This is a genomic window from Oceanobacillus sp. FSL W7-1293, from assembly GCF_037969815.1.
GTDB classification, from domain to species: domain Bacteria; phylum Bacillota; class Bacilli; order Bacillales; family Amphibacillaceae; genus Oceanobacillus; species Oceanobacillus oncorhynchi.
On the sequence record NZ_CP150212.1, the window covers coordinates 3,432,024 to 3,451,904 of the forward strand.

At 37.4% G+C, this 19,881-nt stretch carries 19 protein-coding genes; 3 read left to right on the plus strand and 16 right to left on the minus strand.

The features are described from left to right. Positions 1–235: 235 nt before the first annotated feature. Positions 236–1,807, plus strand: coding sequence for a peptide chain release factor 3 (locus tag MKY65_RS16790; RefSeq protein ID WP_339178783.1), 1,572 nt, complete (start codon positions 236–238; stop codon positions 1,805–1,807). 96 nt (positions 1,808–1,903) lie between these two features. Here the strand turns inward: MKY65_RS16790 and hxlB are convergent, their stop codons facing one another. From hxlB to MKY65_RS16840, 10 genes are read right to left on the minus strand one after another with little or no spacing between them, the layout of a single operon-like run. Further along, positions 1,904–2,467: a 6-phospho-3-hexuloisomerase gene (gene hxlB / locus MKY65_RS16795; RefSeq protein WP_339178784.1), complete on the minus strand. Its 564-nt coding sequence runs from the start codon at positions 2,465–2,467 to the stop codon at positions 1,904–1,906. Between the two features lie 4 nt (positions 2,468–2,471). After that, positions 2,472–3,113, minus strand: coding sequence for a 3-hexulose-6-phosphate synthase (gene hxlA, locus MKY65_RS16800; RefSeq protein WP_339178787.1), 642 nt, complete (start codon positions 3,111–3,113; stop codon positions 2,472–2,474). A gap of 32 nt (positions 3,114–3,145) precedes the next feature. Continuing rightward, entirely contained in the window at positions 3,146–4,153 is a 1,008-nt protein-coding gene (locus MKY65_RS16805; RefSeq protein ID WP_339178789.1) for a dihydroxyacetone kinase subunit DhaK, read from the minus strand. A 13-nt stretch (positions 4,154–4,166) separates the two neighbouring features. Next, positions 4,167–4,814: a dihydroxyacetone kinase subunit DhaL gene (dhaL, locus tag MKY65_RS16810; protein ID WP_339178792.1), complete on the minus strand. Its 648-nt coding sequence runs from the start codon at positions 4,812–4,814 to the stop codon at positions 4,167–4,169. Between the two features lie 46 nt (positions 4,815–4,860). Then, positions 4,861–6,024: a mannitol dehydrogenase gene (locus tag MKY65_RS16815; RefSeq protein WP_339178793.1), complete on the minus strand. Its 1,164-nt coding sequence runs from the start codon at positions 6,022–6,024 to the stop codon at positions 4,861–4,863. A 26-nt stretch (positions 6,025–6,050) separates the two neighbouring features. After that, positions 6,051–6,902, minus strand: a complete 852-nt coding sequence (locus MKY65_RS16820; protein WP_339178796.1) for a PTS system mannose/fructose/sorbose family transporter subunit IID — start codon at positions 6,900–6,902, stop codon at positions 6,051–6,053. A gap of 1 nt (position 6,903) precedes the next feature. Then, the gene (locus tag MKY65_RS16825; RefSeq protein ID WP_226895006.1) at positions 6,904–7,653 is read right to left on the minus strand and encodes a PTS sugar transporter subunit IIC; all 750 of its coding nucleotides are present in this window, start codon (positions 7,651–7,653) and stop codon (positions 6,904–6,906) included. 17 nt (positions 7,654–7,670) lie between these two features. Next, a complete protein-coding gene (locus MKY65_RS16830) occupies positions 7,671–8,162 on the minus strand; it encodes a PTS sugar transporter subunit IIB (protein ID WP_339178800.1) in 492 nt (163 codons plus the stop codon). Beyond that, a complete protein-coding gene (locus tag MKY65_RS16835) occupies positions 8,162–8,581 on the minus strand; it encodes a PTS fructose transporter subunit IIA (RefSeq protein WP_339178802.1) in 420 nt (139 codons plus the stop codon). The genes MKY65_RS16830 and MKY65_RS16835 overlap by 1 nt, the downstream gene beginning before the upstream one ends. Before the next feature lie 53 nt (positions 8,582–8,634). Further along, the gene (locus MKY65_RS16840; RefSeq protein ID WP_339185285.1) at positions 8,635–9,435 is read right to left on the minus strand and encodes a sorbitol-6-phosphate dehydrogenase subunit; all 801 of its coding nucleotides are present in this window, start codon (positions 9,433–9,435) and stop codon (positions 8,635–8,637) included. A 210-nt stretch (positions 9,436–9,645) separates the two neighbouring features. Between MKY65_RS16840 and MKY65_RS16845 the strand changes: the two genes are divergently transcribed. Beyond that, positions 9,646–10,392: a GntR family transcriptional regulator gene (locus tag MKY65_RS16845; RefSeq protein ID WP_339178805.1), complete on the plus strand. Its 747-nt coding sequence runs from the start codon at positions 9,646–9,648 to the stop codon at positions 10,390–10,392. Between the two features lie 202 nt (positions 10,393–10,594). Here the strand turns inward: MKY65_RS16845 and helD are convergent, their stop codons facing one another. The 5 genes from helD to trmB form a co-directional block, all read right to left on the minus strand. Beyond that, entirely contained in the window at positions 10,595–12,904 is a 2,310-nt protein-coding gene (gene helD / locus MKY65_RS16850) for an RNA polymerase recycling motor HelD (protein ID WP_339178807.1), read from the minus strand. Between the two features lie 269 nt (positions 12,905–13,173). Continuing rightward, complete coding sequence (locus MKY65_RS16855) at positions 13,174–14,403, minus strand: Zn-dependent hydrolase (RefSeq protein ID WP_339178810.1); 1,230 nt, start codon at positions 14,401–14,403, stop codon at positions 13,174–13,176. A gap of 20 nt (positions 14,404–14,423) precedes the next feature. Beyond that, positions 14,424–15,611, minus strand: coding sequence for a hypothetical protein (locus MKY65_RS16860; RefSeq protein ID WP_339178812.1), 1,188 nt, complete (start codon positions 15,609–15,611; stop codon positions 14,424–14,426). A gap of 567 nt (positions 15,612–16,178) precedes the next feature. Next, positions 16,179–17,444 carry a uracil permease gene (gene uraA / locus MKY65_RS16865; protein WP_339185286.1) on the minus strand — a complete coding sequence of 422 codons (1,266 nt, stop codon included), beginning with the start codon at positions 17,442–17,444 and terminating at the stop codon, positions 16,179–16,181. 380 nt (positions 17,445–17,824) lie between these two features. After that, positions 17,825–18,469, minus strand: a complete 645-nt coding sequence (gene trmB, locus MKY65_RS16870; protein ID WP_339178814.1) for a tRNA (guanosine(46)-N7)-methyltransferase TrmB — start codon at positions 18,467–18,469, stop codon at positions 17,825–17,827. Between the two features lie 89 nt (positions 18,470–18,558). Here trmB and MKY65_RS16875 point away from each other — a divergent pair, with 89 nt between their 5' ends. Next, positions 18,559–18,840 carry a YtzH-like family protein gene (locus MKY65_RS16875; RefSeq protein ID WP_339178816.1) on the plus strand — a complete coding sequence of 94 codons (282 nt, stop codon included), beginning with the start codon at positions 18,559–18,561 and terminating at the stop codon, positions 18,838–18,840. 16 nt (positions 18,841–18,856) lie between these two features. On the opposite strand, the gene MKY65_RS16880 is transcribed toward MKY65_RS16875, so the two are convergent. Further along, positions 18,857–19,675 carry a phosphotransferase family protein gene (locus tag MKY65_RS16880; RefSeq protein ID WP_042535584.1) on the minus strand — a complete coding sequence of 273 codons (819 nt, stop codon included), beginning with the start codon at positions 19,673–19,675 and terminating at the stop codon, positions 18,857–18,859. Positions 19,676–19,881: the final 206 nt, after the last annotated feature.

Below are 19,881 nucleotides of genomic sequence, written 5' to 3' on the forward strand. Positions count from 1 at the left end.
TAATTTCACGCTGTCAAAATTAATATCTGATTGACTTTTTTTATTATATTACCTGATTTCTATTTCACGAAAGAGGTTAAATTGTAGTATGATATATCTATTGCATATTATAAAGCAACAATAGGCAAACATCTAATAAACCAATGATGATTTTTAAACATTAGCTTCTGATCTATAAACAATCACGTATAAAGCTGTAAAAAATGGATCAGTCTATGATAGAAAGGATTTCACTATGTCAATTCAAGAAGAAGTACAGAAAAGAAAAACATTTGCGATCATCTCGCATCCCGATGCCGGGAAAACAACGATGACGGAAAAATTATTATTATATGGTAACCTTATCCGTTCAGCTGGAACAGTCAAAGGGAAAAAATCCGGCAAATTCGCTACCTCCGACTGGATGGAAATCGAGAAACAACGTGGTATTTCGGTTACATCCAGTGTCATGAACTTTGAATATGAAGGCTTTCATATCAATATTTTAGACACCCCTGGACACGAAGATTTCAGTGAGGATACGTACCGGACCTTAACTGCAGTTGACAGCGTTGTGATGATTATTGATTCTACGAAAGGAATTGAAGCACAGACAATTAAGCTGTTCAAGGTTTGCCGGATGCGCGGAATTCCTATCTTTACCTTCATGAATAAATTAGACCGGGAAGGAAAAGAGCCGCTAGCTTTATTGGAGGAATTAGAAGAGGTATTAGAAATCGATACGTATCCAATGAACTGGCCGGCTGGTATGGGCAAAGGCTTCCTCGGAATTTTTGATCGGGAAAATGAACAATTTGTACAGCATCATCCAGGAGCAGAGGAAAGCTATATCCCTTATAAAGAATTAGAAAATCACCCAGAGTTAACCGAAAATGGAACCTACCAAGATGCCATTAATGAATTAGAGCTGGTGGAGGAAGCTGGAAATACCTATTCGGAAAAAGCCATTTTAAACGGCGAATTAACTCCTGTTTTCTTCGGAAGCGCCCTTTCCCCATTTGGCGTGCAAACATTTTTTGATTCCTTTATCCGCTTAGCACCGAGTCCGACACCGCGTAAGTCGACCAAAGGCGCCGTAAAACCGGAAGAAGAAGACTTTTCTGGATTTATTTTTAAAATCCAAGCCAATATGAATCCTGCCCACCGTGATCGAATTGCTTTTCTACGTGTTTGTTCCGGAAAATTCACACGCGGGATGAGTGTTGCGTTAGCCCGGACCGGGAAAGAATTAAAACTCGCTCAATCTCAACAAATGGTGGCGTCTTCCAGAGAAACCATCGAAGAAGCATACGCCGGTGATATTATCGGTATTTATGATCCCAATGCCTACCAAATTGGAGATACACTGCTGACCGGCAAAGAAAAATATGAATTTGATGAACTGCCGCAATTCCCGCCGGAAATCTTTAAAAAAGTCATGGCGAAAAATGCATTGAAGTCGAAGCAATTTCGTAAAGGAATTGAACAGCTTGTTCAGGAAGGCGCTATTCAGCTGTTCCGGGACAAATTAACAGATTCCTTTATTTTAGGCGCCGTCGGAGAATTACAATATCAGGTTTTCACCTACCGTATGGAAAATGAGTACAACGCCGAAGTAATCATGGAGCCGATTGGTGAACGGATTCCAAGATGGCTAAAGCCTGAGCAGGCAGATGCTTCCTTGTTTGATTCCGGAAACCTGCTGGTACGTGACCGCCAGGATCAGCCTCTCGTGCTGTTCCGAAATGAATTTGCATTAAACTGGTTTAAAGATAAAAATCCAGATATTGAGCTGATTGACCTTTTTGAGACGAATAATTATCAATAAGAAAAAATGGAGACTGGATTGGATGAATTCAGTCTCCATTTTTTGCATCAGCTGTTCCATATAAAGATGCATGCGATAACTCTTAAAGCTTTGCCACTATTCCAGATTCGCATGTCTAAAAAACATATCTTCATCTGATTGATTCTTTTTATTTTTTAATGTAACAATCATACTGTCATAAACTAACCAGCTTAACTGTTCAAAGGATGAGCCTTTCGGTTGCGGTGAAGTTAAATCAGATTCTCCCTTATCTACCTTAGAAGTTACTCCAGGCAGAGTAATATAAGCGTCAGCTAAAGAGCCGATTGTATTTATCGGAAAAATTGTCAGGGTTGCAACAGTCGCCTCTACTTTTTTGGCTTTTTTAGCCATTGTGACCAAACTGTCTGTCTCTCCAGACCCTGATCCGATAATCAGCAAATCTCCCTTCTGTATAGAAGGTGTAGTAGGTTCGCCGACAAAATAAGATTGATAACCAAGATGCATTAGCCGATTGGCAAAGGCTCTGGCTGCAAACCCAGAACGCCCTGCACCTGCTACAAAAATTCTATTGGCTTTCTCAATCAAGTGCTCTACATTATCTAATTGTTCGCTATTAATTTCCTGAGCATTTGCAGACAATTCATCTATAATCTTTATTAAATGATTATAACTGGACATGTTATCAAACACCCTCTCTGTTGGAAATAGCCTCTTTAATATATTTAGCTTCTTTTACTGGGTCTTCCGCCTTCGTTATTCCTGTACCAACAATGATAATATCAGGTTTTAGTTCAACATATTGATGGATTGTTTTACTATTTATCCCTCCAGCTACCGCTATCTTTGCTTTTCTTGCAAACTTTTTCATTATTTTTAAATCATCAATCGGTGTTCTTCCACCAGCTTGCTGGTCTGCACCAGTATGAACCGCTAAAACATGCACTCCAATTTCTTCTAATTCATTAATTTTCTTAGGCAAATCTTCTACACATATCATATCTGCAACAATTTGTTTATTAAAATTCCCTGCAGCTTTTAAACATTCTTTTGCTGTTAAAATATCTGTTACTCCTAAAACAGTGACATACTCTGCACCGGAGTTAAACGCTAATTCAGATTCAAAATATCCGCCATCCATAATTTTCTCATCGGATAATATCTCTTTCTCAGGAAACTTTTCTTTAAAGCTTCTGACCCCTCGCATACCTTCTGATATGATTAATGGGGTACCAATTTCAATAATGTCGATATACGCTTCTACTTTTTCTACAAATTCCAATGCTTCTTCCAAAGGTAATTCATCTAATGCCAACTGTAATTTCATAAATTTTTCCTCCTGTGCCTCATTTAATTATTTTATGATCGAACGATTGTTAATCCTGGTGTTTTTGTAGGGTATGCTAATAATTCTCTCAGCTCACTATCCAATCTCATTAAAGATAAAGAAACTCCATTCATATCAAGAGATGTCGCATAGTCCCCTATTAAAACCATTTCTGCACAATGATTTTGTTTTTTCAACACTTCTTCTATCGTATCGAATAAAACATGCAATTCCATCTTTGGCGTACTCCCTAATCCTGATAAAAGCAAAGCTAAATTCTGTCCTTTTTCAAAAGCAAAATTCTCCAACAATGCATCAGTCATCATAGAAGCTATTTCTGCTGCACTTTTTAATTTCTCTACTCGTACGCCTGACTCACCATGATGTCCAATTCCAAACTCCATCATTCCTTCTTCTATCTCAAAATTAGGCGTTCCAGCGGCTGGTATTGTACAAGAACTTAAACCTACACAGATACTTCTGGTGTTATCTGCAGCTTTTTGTGCTACAGCGATCACCTCGTCTAACGTTCCACCTAAAGCTGCTTTTGCTCCTCCTACTTTCCACATATATACGCCGCCAGCAATACCATGTCTTCGATGGCTGGTTTCTTTCAAAGAGGACGCAATATCATCTTTAGCAGTTACAAATTTTACGTTAACCCCTTCTTCCTCAGCCATTTGAATTGCCATTTTCACGTTCATATTATCTCCGGCATAATTGCCAAAAAGACACGCTACCCCTTCTCCACTGTCAGCTTCTATAATGGCATCGTAAAAAGCTTCTGCTGGCGGAGAAGCAAAAACTTCCCCTACAGCAACAGCATCCACCATATTTTCGCCAACATATCCTAAAAAAGCTGGTTCATGACCGCTTCCTCCACCAGTAACAATTCCAACCTTCCTTGTTTCTGAAGAATTTTTTCTTTTAACTACACGGTCATTTTTTGCTGATTTTTCTATGAATCCTTTATGAGCTTTTACATAACCTTTGATTAAATCATCTACAATGAGATCTGGATTATTGATAAATCGCTGCATGGATATATCCTCCTTAACTATTCGCGTTTACTATCTTTGTAATGGATTCTGAAAACGTTTTTAATATAAGGTAACAAGAAGTTGCACCTGCATCTTGATGTCCTAATGTCCGTTCGCCTAATCTACTTCCACGTCCTACTTTTGCAACCATATTTTTAGTGGCTTCTAATCCTTCTTTGGCACTGGTTGTCATGGCTTTTAAACAATCAGGTAAGCTATGGTCATTTTTATAATTTATCTCATAAGCTGTTATTGCAGGGCTTAAAACATCAATTAATGTTTTATCTCCCTCTGAAGCATCTGTAATCAGTGTTATATTGGAAAATGCTTTTCTTAACATTTCTAAAATAACGGTACCGTCAATCATCTCTTTTTCTTTAGATGCAACACTTAATCCCCTAAAAAAATTTCCGTATAACGGTCCCATAGAACCACCTATCTTGCTTATCAGTGTCTTACTAATCACTAAGAACCCTTCACTCATGTTTAAATCTGAACCAGTAATTTCTTCATCAGCCATGTTGAAACCTTTACTCATGTTAATACCGTGGTCTCCATCACCTACCGCTGCATCAACCTTGCTAAGATAGTCTTTATTTGATAAAATTTCTTCGATAATCGCATGAACAACAGCAATTCCCTCTTTATTAGAAAAACGCATAATATCCTCCTAAGATATTTATATAAATTTTTGAATTTGTTTTCCACTAAACATTGAAACTATCTTTTAACTCCTTGTATTTCTCTTCTATCCTTTGAAACAATGGATTATTTTCTTCAATACCTGTAAATTCAGTAATTGCTTTGCAAATCCCATTCATTTTAATAAATTTCTCTAGTTCTACAGCTTCATCATCTGTATCATTTCGAAACAAAAATACAGCTGCTACTCCACGCAATAAATTTTCATTTTTCAATTGATACGATTCACATTGAATCGCAGGTGCTACTAATCGATCATCCGTATGAAGCTTTCGGATTGGCGACCTGCATACCCTATTTATCGTGTCTTGGACACCAGGAGTTTGAAAACGGCGGATTGAAAAATCAATATAAGCTAATAATTCATCCAGTTGAAAGTCATACTTTCGTTCTAAAAGTTTGGCGCACTCTACCATCGTCTCTCTTATTTCATTAACTATGGTTTTGTTTTGGAAAACATCTTGAATAATCCTGTAGCCATGTACATAACCAATATATCCTGCCCAAGCGTGTCCACCATTAATGATATATAACTTCTTCTCAATATATTTTTGAAGATTAGCAGTATAGTAAACATTTTTTAAAGGCGGATTAGAAGGGTCTGCCAATTTTTGTTTTTCTACAACAAGTTCAAAATCCTTTCCTATATGAATGACGTTTAAACCTTTTCTTGTATCCTCTATTACCATACGATCTACCGTAGTATTTGGAAAACTGGCAATTTGATCAAGCATTTCTTCAGATATGTGGTGATCACATTCTAAAATAAAATGCTTTAACATATCTGAATTAAACATTGCATTCTCACAAGCCAATATATTTAGTTTCGGTTTACCAGCTTTTTTTCTAGCTTTTAACCCCTCTAAAATCAACGGTGCTATTTTGCCAAGGTTATTCGCCCAAACAGAGGTGGTCAGGATGTCTGCTTCGGAAATTTTCAAAATAACTTCTTCTCTATTATCAATAGAGGAAAGTGCTTGTACACCTGAAATTGTTTTTCTTCTATAATTCTCCTCAATCACAAATAAGTCATAACTATTTGTTTCATTTATCTGTTTTATAATCTGTTCATCCACTTCTATAAAGGTCGTTTCGTAGCCAGATTCAAATAATAAATCTCCAATAAAACCTCTTCCTATACTTCCTGCACCAAAGTGAACGGCTTTCATCTCATCCTACCTCTCTTTATGCTGGTTTATAATATTCCTGTTATTGCACCAATAAGAGCTACTGCAATAATCAAAAGCATGATAATAGCGAAATTTTGATTTTTCTTAAGCAGCCACCAATAAATCCCTAGCACTACCGCTAAAGGTAATAAACCTGGAACAATACTATCTAGCACTTCTTGTAATACAAAAGGCTCTGTTTCACTGCCAAAAGAAAATTGTATTGGTGTACTCACTTCAACATAGGTTGAAGAAAGCGCCCCCATCATAAACAAACCTAACGTACTTGCACTTGTGATTAATTGCTTGATTTTACCTGATTGCAATAAATCTTTTATAGAAGCTTTACCCGTCTCATAACCAGCTACAGAAAGATTTAAGCCGATTATAATTTGAATCAGCGGTAATAGCAGTAAGATAAAGGCTCCCAAAATATTCCCAGTAGCAGATAAACTGGCTCCAAGACCAAAAATAATCGGCTTAAGGGTAGCCCAGTCAATAGAATCACCAATTCCAGCTAAAGGACCCATTAAACCTGTCTTCATCCCTGTAATTCCATTTCCTTCAATTGGCTCTCCCTTAGCTTTTTGTTCTTCCATAGCAATAACAACACCGTTGATTGGCGCACCGAAAACTGCTTCTGTATTATAGAAAATTAGATGTCTTTGCAAAGCTTCTGCAAAATCTTTTTTATTTGGGTATAACTTTCTTAATATCGGAACCATGGAAGTTGTGAATCCCAATGCTTGTAAACGTTCATAGGAGATTCCCATCTCAGCAAACAAATAATAATAAAACCAGCTTTTCCTTACATCTTTTCGTGTAATCGGAGTATGTGAAGCTTCTCTTATTAAATCCTGCGCTTCTTTATCTTTCATATTACTGAACCCCCATTTTGTTATTTTGATATACATTCAGTAAAATAATGATGCAAATTCCAAAGATAGCTACACCCATGATTGGCAATCCGCTAAATTGAACAAGAAAATAACCGATAAAAAACCAAGGCAGCAATTGTTTTTTCCCAATTACAAACATCGTCAAAGCAAATCCAAGAGCAGGTAATAATCCTCCTGCCACACTAAAACCATGTAGAAGCCATTCGGGCACACTATTCATAAAGTTTTCAACAGCATTAGCACCATAGAGGTTTGCAAAAAAAGGAACTGGGAAACGCATAAAGAAACTGAGTATGGTAGGATATAATATCGCTGAAAGAACCACTTGTTTTGCATTTCCTTCAGCAGCAAATTTATCTGCCATATGAACAAATACCACATTAACGGTTTTTCTTAATTGATCAATAAATACACCCATGACCCCTACCGGAACTGCTATAGCTATCGCTAGCTCTGTACTTAAATTTGCGCTAATAGCAATGGGAATTGCTATCAAACCAGCTAAAGAATCATCAGCTGGTAAATTAGAACCAGCAGCAACTAATCCGATATATAGAATTTGTACACCTGCACCAATAATTAAAGCTGTTTTTAAATCTCCCATAATCAAACCAATAGGAATGGCAGAAAATAATGGCTGTCTAATGGCATGAGTAATGCCGTAACCAATATCTGTTTTACAAATCCAATACCATAAACCAGTAAATATAGCAATTGCTAACATATCCATTCCACTTCACCTAGCCTTTACTTTTTCAATTTTTTTACTGCACTATCTAATTTTAATTTAGGTTCTTCAGGTGTTACTTGAAATGTTACTTCAGTTCCCTCTCCTTGCATTTCTAACAGCATATCGGCGTCATCCTGATCAATTGCTATTCCTTTTACAACAGAAGTTCGTTTATTTCCGCTTCCCAATCCGCCAATTTGAAGCAATTCAAAGTGGACTCCTTCTCTATAAACATGAAGTACATCTATAATACTTTTAAATAAAACTAAAATATTTCCTTGATTATACTCACCTGATTGAGCACGTTGTACAAATGCTTTTTCAGATATAACCTCTACTTCCATATCTGGCGGAGCAGCCATTACATAGATATCACTCATAAATTCATCTTCAGACAGTTCATTATTAACTACAATAATTTTATTTACGGAAACTTTATTTCTCCATTTTGTAATTACTTGGCCATGAATAAGCCGAAAGTCAACACGTACAAGCTTAATACCATGCATTAAATTCGCTCCCTTTCACTCATAATTTCAGAAATATTTTGTATACCCTCTGAAGCTGAATGTATTATTTTGTGGATTAAATCTCTTATTTCCATCTGTGTTCTTGAAATCTCAGCCTCGACAATCATTGGTAAATTAACGCCAGAGATAACATAATGTTTTTTTGAGAAAGTGGCAGCTATATTAGAAGGAGTACCTCCAAATATATCGGTAAAAATAATGGATTCTCCTGGAGCATTGTTTAGAACATCATTGATTTGATTTTTAAGTTCTAAAGGATCCATCTCTTCTAATAAAGAAAAACAATAGGTATCTTGCATTTGCCCCATAATCATTTCTGCACTTTTTTTCAATTCTTTTCCAAATTCCCCATGTGTAACGATTAAAATCCATGGTTTTACAATGTCTTCATTACGCACGAAATCCCTCCTAAACAATTAAAATATTAACTAAAGCTAACAATGCACATCACTTATCCTTTAGACTTTCCACCAGTTACATTTACAATCGTTCCAGTTACGTAACTAGCTCTTTCAGAAGCTAAATAGGTGACAAGATTAGCTATTTCTTCTAATTTACCTACCCTGCCTAAAGGAATTACTTTATGATAATCTGCAGAAATATTCTCTGCGTTTATTCCTCTGGTATATGCTAAATCTTCTACATGTTTAGGATGACCCATCGGTGTAGGTTCATTGATTCCTGGCGCTACTCCAACCACCCGGATATTAAAAGAGCCTAATTCCTTCGCCCAAGATAATGTCATGGAATTCACTGCGCCTTTTGTAGCAGCGTAAATACTTTGACCTTTGGAACCTTCTGCACCTGCTTCTGAACTAATATTAATAATGACTCCTGCTTTTTGCTTAATCATTACTTTAGAAACTGCTTGGGCACATAGAAAAACTGCTTTTTGATTGACATTAACCATAAAATCAAAATCTTCTTCTGATAATTCGTGTTTCTCATCATCATTAAAATAATCTACCAGTAACCTGGCTCGATTCACTCCCGCATTATTTACCAGACAATCTATCTGTTTATATTGCAATAAGACTTCATTCACTAAATTTGTAATTTCTTCTTTTTTTGTTACATTACATTTCATATAGTGAATATTATTATCATGATAGTTTTCCGTAACGGATAGATCTGCAACAATTACTTTCGCTCCATTTTGATGAAAGCTCTCAACTAATTTAGCACCAATTCCAACACAGCCTCCTGTTACAATGACAACTTTTCCTTCTAGATTCAACCAAGTGCTCAAAATATCTCACCCCTCATTCAATTATCATGACATCATGACGTCATGATATAAATTTATCATTATAAATCGCTTTTGTAAAGCGCTTTCTTTTAAAATTTTCTAAAATTATTATTTTAGTCATAAAATCTATATATTGGAATTTGTTTTACAGCACTACTAACAACATATATAATAAAAGTGATAATGACATCATTATAAGGAGAGGTGAAAATATTGGAATTAAAAAAATCTGTCATTTTAGATAAAAATAGCGCAATCCCCTTATATCACCAAATAAAAGAAGATATCATTATGAAAATAAATAATAATGAGTATCAATTAAATGAAAAACTTCCAGCAGAGAATGAATTAATAAGCAGCTATGGAGTAAGTCGAACAACTGTTCGAAAAGCTGTTGAATTACTTGTGAATGAAGGATATTTAAAAGTGAAACGAGGAGTAGGAACATTTATAGAAAAACCAACATTAAACCTTTGGAACTTAGAAAAATTAAGAGGTTTTGATGAAGAAGTAAACCGTCAGGGTCTGCATGGAAAAACAGAAGTACTAAACATACAAAAAATAAATTCCAATAAAAAGCTTAAGAGCATCTTTGGAAACAGCTATAAGGAGTATTATAAATTAGATAGATTACGATATATTGAGGATGAACCCTCTATTCTCGTTACAACATACCTTCCAAAAGACATAGCGCCCGATCTTGATAAATTTGATTTCGCTGCTTTATCTTTATTTAATGTACTTAAAGAAAATTATCATATTAAAATCGATTATGCGACCAGAACCTTTGAAGCGATTAACGCCAGTGAGGAAATAGCAAAAATGCTGCATATTGAAAAAAATAGTGCTATTCAGCTTGTAGACACTGTTACGTATGATGATAAAAACACTCCAATTGAGTATTCTATTTCCAGAGACAGAGGAGATATAACCAGGTTCAAAGTTATTTTAAAAATGTAAAAATTATCTATGGTTTCCACAGCAGAAATAGTGCAATTCGGCTAAAACTCCGGATAGTTATAAAATAAAAAGCCTAACATTACTTCACTTTTATAAATAGCAAATGGATGTTAGGCTTTTTATAGTCTTGCTCAGCTAAAAGATATTCTTTTTTATTTAATTAGCATACGAAGAAAGAAATATTTATTCTTCACACTCTTTCTTACCTTTCCACAATCGTCGCATACCTGTACTTTTCTTTAGGAACCTCATTTAGGAATGGAGATATTTTATTATAGTACAACAAGGTCAAATCATGCATAGCACGGGTACACGCGGTATAAAGCAAATATTTATCTGTAGGATGTGAATACACTTCACTGGAAGCATCTGCAAGAATTACCGCGTCAAATTCAATCCCCTTCGCTAGATAAACTGGGACAACCACGACCCCTTTTTGATAGGTTTTGGTATGCTCATTAATTTGTTTAATATCTATTTCTTTACGCAGCTGTTGATATATTTTATCACAAGCGCCTGCCGTCTTTGCTATAATGGCAATCGTTTCATATCCGTTTTGCTGCTTCTCTTCTATTTTATGAAGCAATGCATCCTTTTCAGAAATGGATTTTGTCAATTGAATGACTTCTGGAAGTGAACCACTGCGTTCAAACGGTTCAACCGGTTCACTGCTCGGTGAAAAGTATGATGTGAAATCTGCAATCGGCTTCGTTGAGCGATAGCTTTTCGTTAATACAATCCGCTCTGTACTTTCCTTAAACGAAATATCCTCCTGAATCGGATTTTCCTCCGATGCATAGGAATAAATCGCCTGGTTTACATCCCCAAGCAGTGTAAAACTGGCATACGGATAAAGATGTCTTAAATAAGCAAATTGAAAAGGCGTATAATCCTGTGCCTCATCCATAACAATCAAATGTACAGGCCGAGTGACCTGGTGGCCAATCATTCCCCCTTTAAAGTAGTTATAAGCTGTTGCCAATTCCCATGGAAGCTGTTTTTTCCGGAGCTGCCTAATTGCTTCTGCTTTATATTGTTGAAGCGCACTGGTTCCATTCAATTCTGCGATAAAGTCCATATACATTTTAAATGTATTAATAAAACGGTTCTGACGGATCATATTTTGCAATGGAGCGAATGTTTTACGAATAATTTTCTCTCTCAAAACCTTTTCTTCATCTTGGATACTGCTTTCTTCATGTTCATTTTCTGCTTCATGATAAGCTTTCATATAGTCATCTTTGGTTAACAGCTGGATTTGATCCAAAACCCAATCCTTTTTGATTTCTTCCTTTTGGAATGCACGAATGCGCTGCAGCAGCCAATTTCTTAACTGCTCCATTTTATTTGGAAGACGCATATCCTTCTCCAAGGATGCAAAATAATCTTCAATCTCTGTCTTATCAATGAGCAATTCATTTCGAAAACGGATGGATCGGAAAACAAGATTTGTTTGATTTAATTTCTCTAAATGCTGATTAATTGTGTCCATAAAAGCCGTACTGGAAAAATACTGAATTGCATCCCTTAATGATTTTTGTTTTTCTTCTTCTAACCCCATCAGTTTTTCAATCTGTTCAAAGGGGGTGTCTACATGCAATGCTTTATCTGTTCCTTTGAGAACGAATTGATGAAAGGTTTGCTGGTTGACCGGCTCCTCCCCCAATTCAGGGAGCACATTTGCTACGTAGCTTGTAAATAAATCATTCGGAGATAATAGCAGCACCTGGTCCGCTGTCAAATTAGTCCGATGATGATAAAGTAAATAGGCAATACGCTGTAATGCTGCAGATGTTTTTCCACTTCCCGCTGCACCTTGTACAACAAGCACCTTACTGCCGCGATGGCGGATAACGGCATTTTGCTCTTGCTGAATCGTGGAAACAATCGATTTCATTTGCGTATCAGCCGCCCCGCTTAAGCTTTCCTGGAGCATCTCATCTATAATGGTTACGGACGTATCAAAGATTCCTTTCATTTTTCCATTTCGAATCATATATTGGCGTTTTAAACTCATATCGCCATAAACAGTTTCTTCCTCCGTCCGATACTCTACCGGGCCAGGAGCATAGTCATAATAAATACTGGAAATAGGAGCCCGCCAGTCATAGATAAGAAAATCCTTCTCTTCTTCATCCATTAACGAAGAAGTGCCAATATAAATTTTCTCGATTTCTTCACTGCCTTCTTCCTGAAAATCAACTCTCCCAAAGTAAGGCTGGTTTTTCAGCCGTTCTAATTGGTTCATCCGCTGATAATTTTTTCCGTAATGCCGCTCTTTCTGTGCGAGGATATTAGATTGCTGCTTAATACTTTCCTGTGTTTCAATAATGTCATCCATTTCGTCCATATTAACGGTAATATCATCCCAGAATGTTTTACGTAATTCAACGACATCTTCCTTCACCTTGGAGGATTGTTCCTTCAAAGCATGTTGTTTCATATCAATAATATCTAATACCTTCTCTAGTCGCTGATATTCAAATTCATGGCTATCCCTTTGCTTATCCATCAACTTCCCCCTTTATTTCCGAAAACAACTATTGACGTACTTATTGTTATAATGTATAATTATACTATATGGATATATATTGTTTTATATATCTTTAACTTTTATATTTTACCATCATTACATAAATTAATCAATACATCTGCAAAAGCCGGCTTGAATTTTTCAGCGGGCTTTTTTTATTGACCATTTTTTACTCCATCGTTTCTTCTTTTTATTATCATAACATATATGATATAACCTATTAAAAAAATCCCAGTGCCAAATCGACACTAGGATTGTTCCGTTAATTTTAATGCAGTTTCGTATAATACTTCGATACCTGCAGCCAGCTCATGGGTTGCGGTCCATTCCTCCGGACAATGGCTCAGCCCGTCTTTACTCGGTACAAAAATTAAACCGACATCTGTTATATCGGAAAGGACCATCGCATCATGTCCCGCTCCGCTGTGCATGTTGATAAAAGAAGTATTTAGCTCCGCACAGGATGCTTCAAGCAGCGAACGAATTTCCTTATTCAGTTCCTTAGGCTGCATGTATAAGGACTGCTCTACTGCAGTCTGAATACCATCGGCTTCCCAAGAGCGAACCAGATCTTTTACTTTCTGCACGACATTTTTTACATGTGCTTCTTTGCTGGAACGGATATCAACAGAGAAAACAACTTTATCCGGAATTACATTTGCTCCGTTTGGAAATACCTGATGTCTTCCTACTGTTGCTACAGTTCCTTCCCCTTCTTCCAATGCAATCTGCGGCAGTCTGGTAATGATATTGGCAGCTGCTACCAGTGCATCTGAACGCCGATCCATCGGTGTTGTACCAGCATGTCCTGCTTTCCCGTCAATCGTTACCTCTAATTGCGTTAATCCGACGATAGATTCCACAACTCCCACGGAAATCTGCTCTTCTTCTAGTATAGGACCCTGTTCAATATGCATTTCTAAAAATGCTTTGATTGTTTCTGGATCTCGTTTCACCTCTAATGAAGGATCTAAACCAATCTTTTTCATTGCTTCGGGGACAGAGATACCGTCCTTATCCTTGATCTCTTGGATATCATCCTTTGAAAGATATCCGGCAATTCCTCTGGAGCCCATTAAACCGCCGCCAAACCTTGATCCTTCTTCTTCAATCATCGCAATAATTTCTAATGGATATACCGGCTTAACTTTATTATCCTGGAATAATGCAGCGATTTCTAGACCGGCAATCACACCAGCCGGGCCGTCATAATCCCCGCCATGAGGAACACTGTCAAAGTGAGACCCTACGATTACACTTGGCGCGTCCTTCTTTTCACCTTCCAGCTTGCCAAAAATGTTGCCGAGACCGTCTTCTCTTACCTCTAACCCATATGCTTCCATCTGCCCTTTAATATAGGTACGGGCTTGTAAATCTTCTTCACTGTAAGTCAAGCGCGTGGTTCCTTCGTTTGGCGTCGCTGTGTATCTGCTTAATGCTTTAATATGTTTTTCAATTCTTTCCTGATTTGCTTTCACGTAATGATTCCTCCCTCAATCTACAAGAAACTGACAAATACTCCTGCTAGTATAACAGATACAATCGTTACGGTCACAAATCCGCCAACCAGCATCGGGGGGAGCATGTGGCTCGTCAATATTTCTCTTTCCTTCGTATCCTTCGTCAAGGAGTTGATTACCTCATTGGTAATTACATAATCCGCCGGGAAGCCGTAGAAGGCAGTTAAGGATATTGCATATGCCATTGCCTTACTGACCTTAAACAGCCTGCCAACGATAAAGGAGAAAATATACATTCCGATGACAGCTAAAAGAATACTTCCGACTAATAAATAGATAATATCAAGCATCATATCCGGGGTAGCATTTCTTAATCCGTCAAGAATATAAAGCATCAGCCCCAACATCGCAAAACCAAATCCGTTTGCCTTCTGCAGCGCCTGCTTCTCCAAGAAACCGGCACTTCTGCCGATAACACCGAATAACAGACAAAGGACCATCGGACTGACAGATACGATTGGCTCCAGCCATGCAGATATCTGATAAGCAAGGAACCCGGTAACAGCTAATCTAAAAAATATAAAATAACTGGTATTATATTGTTCCGGAAGATTCCTAAATAACTTTGCGCCTTCATATTCTTCAGCTGCGATTTTATTCGATGTGTCAGCTTCCTTTAATTCACCGCTGCGTATTTTATTCAATAACTGCTTTCCTTCTTTTTTCAGCATTACAGATGTTAAAGGATAGCCAGCAAACCCCTGCATGACATAAATAACGATTGCAAATACAGATAAGCTTACCAGACCTGCTTCTGCAGCGCCCTCTGACATGATCAGTGAAGACACCAGTCCTCCCACTAACGGTGGAACAGCGACAACCATAGCCTGAAATCCGAAAAGCAAGGTGCCAAAGCTAAGCAGGAAGGCAACAACGCCTAAAACACCGCCGAGAGCGATTAAAATCGTACGCCATTGCTGCTTCAGCTCTTTTAAGGATAAAAGTGTTCCCATATTTACAATCAGCATGTACATCAGCACTGTAGCAACTACAGGAGGTATACCTGCTATTTCAACTATATCCTGCGGGAAAAAGGTCCAATAGCCGGCTAAAAACAGAACGGCACAGACAAAAATCGACGGTACCCAAGCCTTGGTTTTGGCAGCAACCACGTCTCCAATATATAAAATCAATACAATAAGAACTAATGCAAGCATTTGTGCCATGTTCATTCATCCTCCAATAATTAAATTATGTTGTTCCTGCTGTCTGTTCTCTAAAAGATTATGAACATTTCTATGCCCAAAGACAATCGACGAACTGCTTAAATGGTTTCGTTATATAAAAGATTCTGTGAATTTTGCCTATAGTTGTTCATATATTCACATATTTTTCAGACTATTAATAGAGTTATAAATTATTTCATATTTTTGATATTCTTTTGAAAAAAATTCATAGTCTAAAGTGTAAAAATGCAGTCCAAAAGAATTTAGCACTGCTTTGAATCTTCTATCCATAACGAAACTATTTTAGTGATAATCGAAATATTATCACCAAACAGATGGTTCGTCAATAAAAATTTTAAACGGCTTTCAGACTGGTATAATACGTTTCTATTCCTTTTTCTATATCAAATAGCTATTGCTTAGGAATTGGTATCGCTTTCGATATTCATTGGTTATGCATACTTATTGCAAAAATTGTTATATAAAAAGAAAACTGCGCTCTATATGAAATTCTCTCCAATTTCATTCGAGCGCAGTTTTCTTTCTATGCCTCATCCATATATTTATTTACTTATCCTCATTCGATAAGTTGAGAGCATCCAGCAGTTTAAAGAATAAGCTGATTAAAATGGCAACAATGGTCGCCAGCCCCATCCCTGTCAATTCTACTGCACCAAGTTCAATGCTGGCTCCGCTGACACCAATTGCCAATACTACACAGGTCAGGATAAGATTTTGTGAATTATTATAATCAATCTGCTGCTCTACAAGCATACGCAAACCGCTTACTGCGATAATACCGAAAAGCAGTAAAGAAATACCGCCCATAACCGGAGTTGGTATAGATGAAATTAAAGCAGCAAGCTTCCCGCAGAAGGAAAGAATAACTGCTAACACTGCAGCCCCGCCGATAATCCATGTAGAATATACTCTGGTAATCGCAAGGACCCCAATGTTTTCACCATAGGTGGTATTTGGTGTCGATCCGAAAAAGCTGGAAAGCATTGTAGAAATACCATTACCAAATAAAGAACGGTCTAAGCCGGGGTCCTTTACCATATCCTTCTTTACAATATTACCTGTAACTACCAGGTGTCCAATATGTTCAGGCACAAGCACCAGCGCCGCCGGTAAGATAATAAGGATGTCAGACCAGTTAAACTCAATCTGATAATACGTCGGCATTTGAATCCAGGCTGCCTCGCGTACGGATGTAAAATCTACAATTCCAAACATCGCCGCAATCAGATAACCAGTTACTATACCGAGTAGAATCGGTATAATTTTCAGGAATCCTCTTAAAGTCACCCAATAAACGATGGTTGCCCCTAACGTCAGCAAGGATACCGTTATCGCAGTCATATCTCTCGGCGCATCCGCTGCCGGCAATAATCCAGCCATATCTGCTGCTGTAGGCACAAGCTCCAACCCAATAACGGCTACAATGGCTCCCATCGCTGCCGGCGGGAAAATAACATCAATCCAGCTTGTACCCGCATATTTGACAATCACTCCAATAATCGTCAAGACAAGGCCCACTACGAAGAAACCGCCTAAAGCGGCACCATAACCTCCCCCGTCTGTCAGAACCAGCGTAACTGGTGCGATAAAAGCAAAGCTCGATCCTAAATAAGCAGGAATTTTCCCTTTCGTTATAAAGATATACAGCAGTGTGCCAAACCCATTCATCATTAAAATGGTTGCTGGATCTACGTTAAATAAAAGCGGTACTAAAACCGTGGAGCCGAACATCGCAAATAAATGCTGCAGGCTTAAAGGCAAGCTCTGTAATAATGGCAGCCGTTCATGTACTTGTATTTCTCTTGATTTCATCAATACCTGTCCCTTCTGTATGTATTCTATATCCAATTGCTCTCTAGCTAAAAAACACCTTACCAGTCCGGGGGTAAGGTGTCAGAATATACAAAGGAACATTATCCATTAAATATGTATTCCAAAAGGATGATAAAAAAGACCATAAAATCTTCAACATCATTTTTATTAAGCTTTGGAAACTTCTCTTTAAAGGACATATTTATTTTGCTTTATCCGTATTCCTTACCAGCCTCGCGGGACTGAATTAAAGGTTCATCATATCCATTCATATCGTATATATTATGACAAATAAACAGAAGTACTGTCAATCCTTTATTTTCATCTGCCAGATGAAAGCGTGGCTTACGCCTGAAGATTTGCTGTGCCTCCAGCTTTCTTTATAATGATGAAAATTGTGCTGTACAGCGATAGATGACATGTCCCATGGAAGCGAATTTTTCTTCATACTCTGTCTTCACATTCGTTTCATCCTCAATAGCATGCAAGTCTAAATTCACTTCTTTCAGCTTCATTCCATAGTCGGAAAAGCTGACTAATGAATACTCAAATAATCCGCGATTATCGGTTTTGAGAACGATTTGACCGGATTTCGGCAGAATATGCTGATATTGCTCCAAGAAGCTTCTAAAGGTCAATCGACGCTTCTCATGACGATTTTTAGGCCAAGGATCGGAGAAATTTAAATAAATCTGCCCGATTTCATTTTCTTCAAATATAGCAAGTAAATCATTCGCATCTTCATTCAAGAGGCGAATATTATCTAACGCTTCTTCATCCACTTTTTGAACTGTGGAAACAATAATACTTTTCGCTACCTCGATGCCGATAAAGTTTATATCCGGGTGCTGTTTTGCCATTCCTGTAATGAATTGCCCCTTGCCTGAACCAATTTCTACATGAATCGGATTATCGTTGCCAAAAACTTTTTTCCATTCTCCTTTATGTACGCTCGGGTTCTCTAATACAATATGATTTTTTTCTTTTAAATAATCATCTGCCCATGGTTTATATCTTTGTCTCATATACGCTTTCCTCACTTTTATTGCTTTTGATGATGTGAATAATAATGCATTATCCGTTTAAACTATGCTCAGGAACGAGGTGAAATTAGATGCAACTATCTCTGCAAAACAAACTGCAATTACTGTGTGATATTTTAGACGAGCATCAATCTGATTCCTCTGTGTCTCCGAATGAACATGCTCAGTTGGAGAGGCTCACTGCTTCCCTATTAGCTCAACAAGAATTATCTGATCAGGATATCCAGGACGTCCTGACGCGCATTTACCAATATGGCAAAGATGGGACTGCTGCATCCGATCTGACAAAACATATTGGTGATCATCAGGATCAGTTTCAGCATTGGATCAATACGGTCCAGCAAAATCTCTGATTGATATCCCGATGTGCTAAGAAACAATAAAATCTTTAATGGATTGGTTGATTTCCTGTAATTCCTTCAATCTTTGCTGGACTTTCCCTTTCTCATTACGGTCAAAGTGCCAGCATAAGAATTGGAGGTTGTCCTGCAGGAGATACCAGTACATACGAATAAACCATTGTCTGTCCGGCTCTATTCCGTAATTGATAAGCCACTCTTTCCAATCTTCCTTTGGAATATACCATTTTAAGAGCATACCAATATCCGTTGCAGGATCAGCAATGGTTCCATTATCCCAATCAATTAAATAAATGATGTTTTCTTTTGTTAAGATTAAATTATTATGGTTCATGTCACAATGACATACTGCGAGCCTTTGGTTTCTTGTATAAGGAAGCATCATTTCCAGCAAACCAATTGCTTCCAGTACCTCTTCCCGCTCATGCATTAAGCCATTATTTTCTAATTGTAAACAAAGCTGGGTGAAGCTTTCATCTGAGGTTACCGGTTTTTTCCCCATTTTTAACAGCATATGCATTAATTCCGAGGAATGATGTATTTTATACAATAAATCAGCCACAGATTGCTGCTTCATTTCTTCTTCATTCAAAGAACGCCCTTCCAGCCATTCTTGAGCGGTAATAACATCACCATTTTCTATTCGCTTTGTCCAAATAAGCTTTGGTACAATTCCTTCCGCAGAGAGTACAGCTAAGAAAGGCGATGTGTTCCGTTTCAAAAACAATCGCTTCCCATTTTTTTCAGCTATAAATGCCTCGCCGGTCAAACCTCCAGCCGGTCTGACAAGCCACCCTGTACCTAAAGCATGTTCGAGCCAGTTAATCATAATGTCTTCCCATCTTTCAAAATTAGCATTCAAGTGCGTGTTCAAGAAACATCCGAAAAATCTTTATTCATCAATAGACCATTCTTGCTTTTTATCTGGTTATAAATCAGATAGACAAGCAATCCTTCTCTATTTCCGATAAATAATATGATTCTTTTTCATGTGTTAAGTCTTTATTGTATCTAGAAATGATCAAAATTACAATA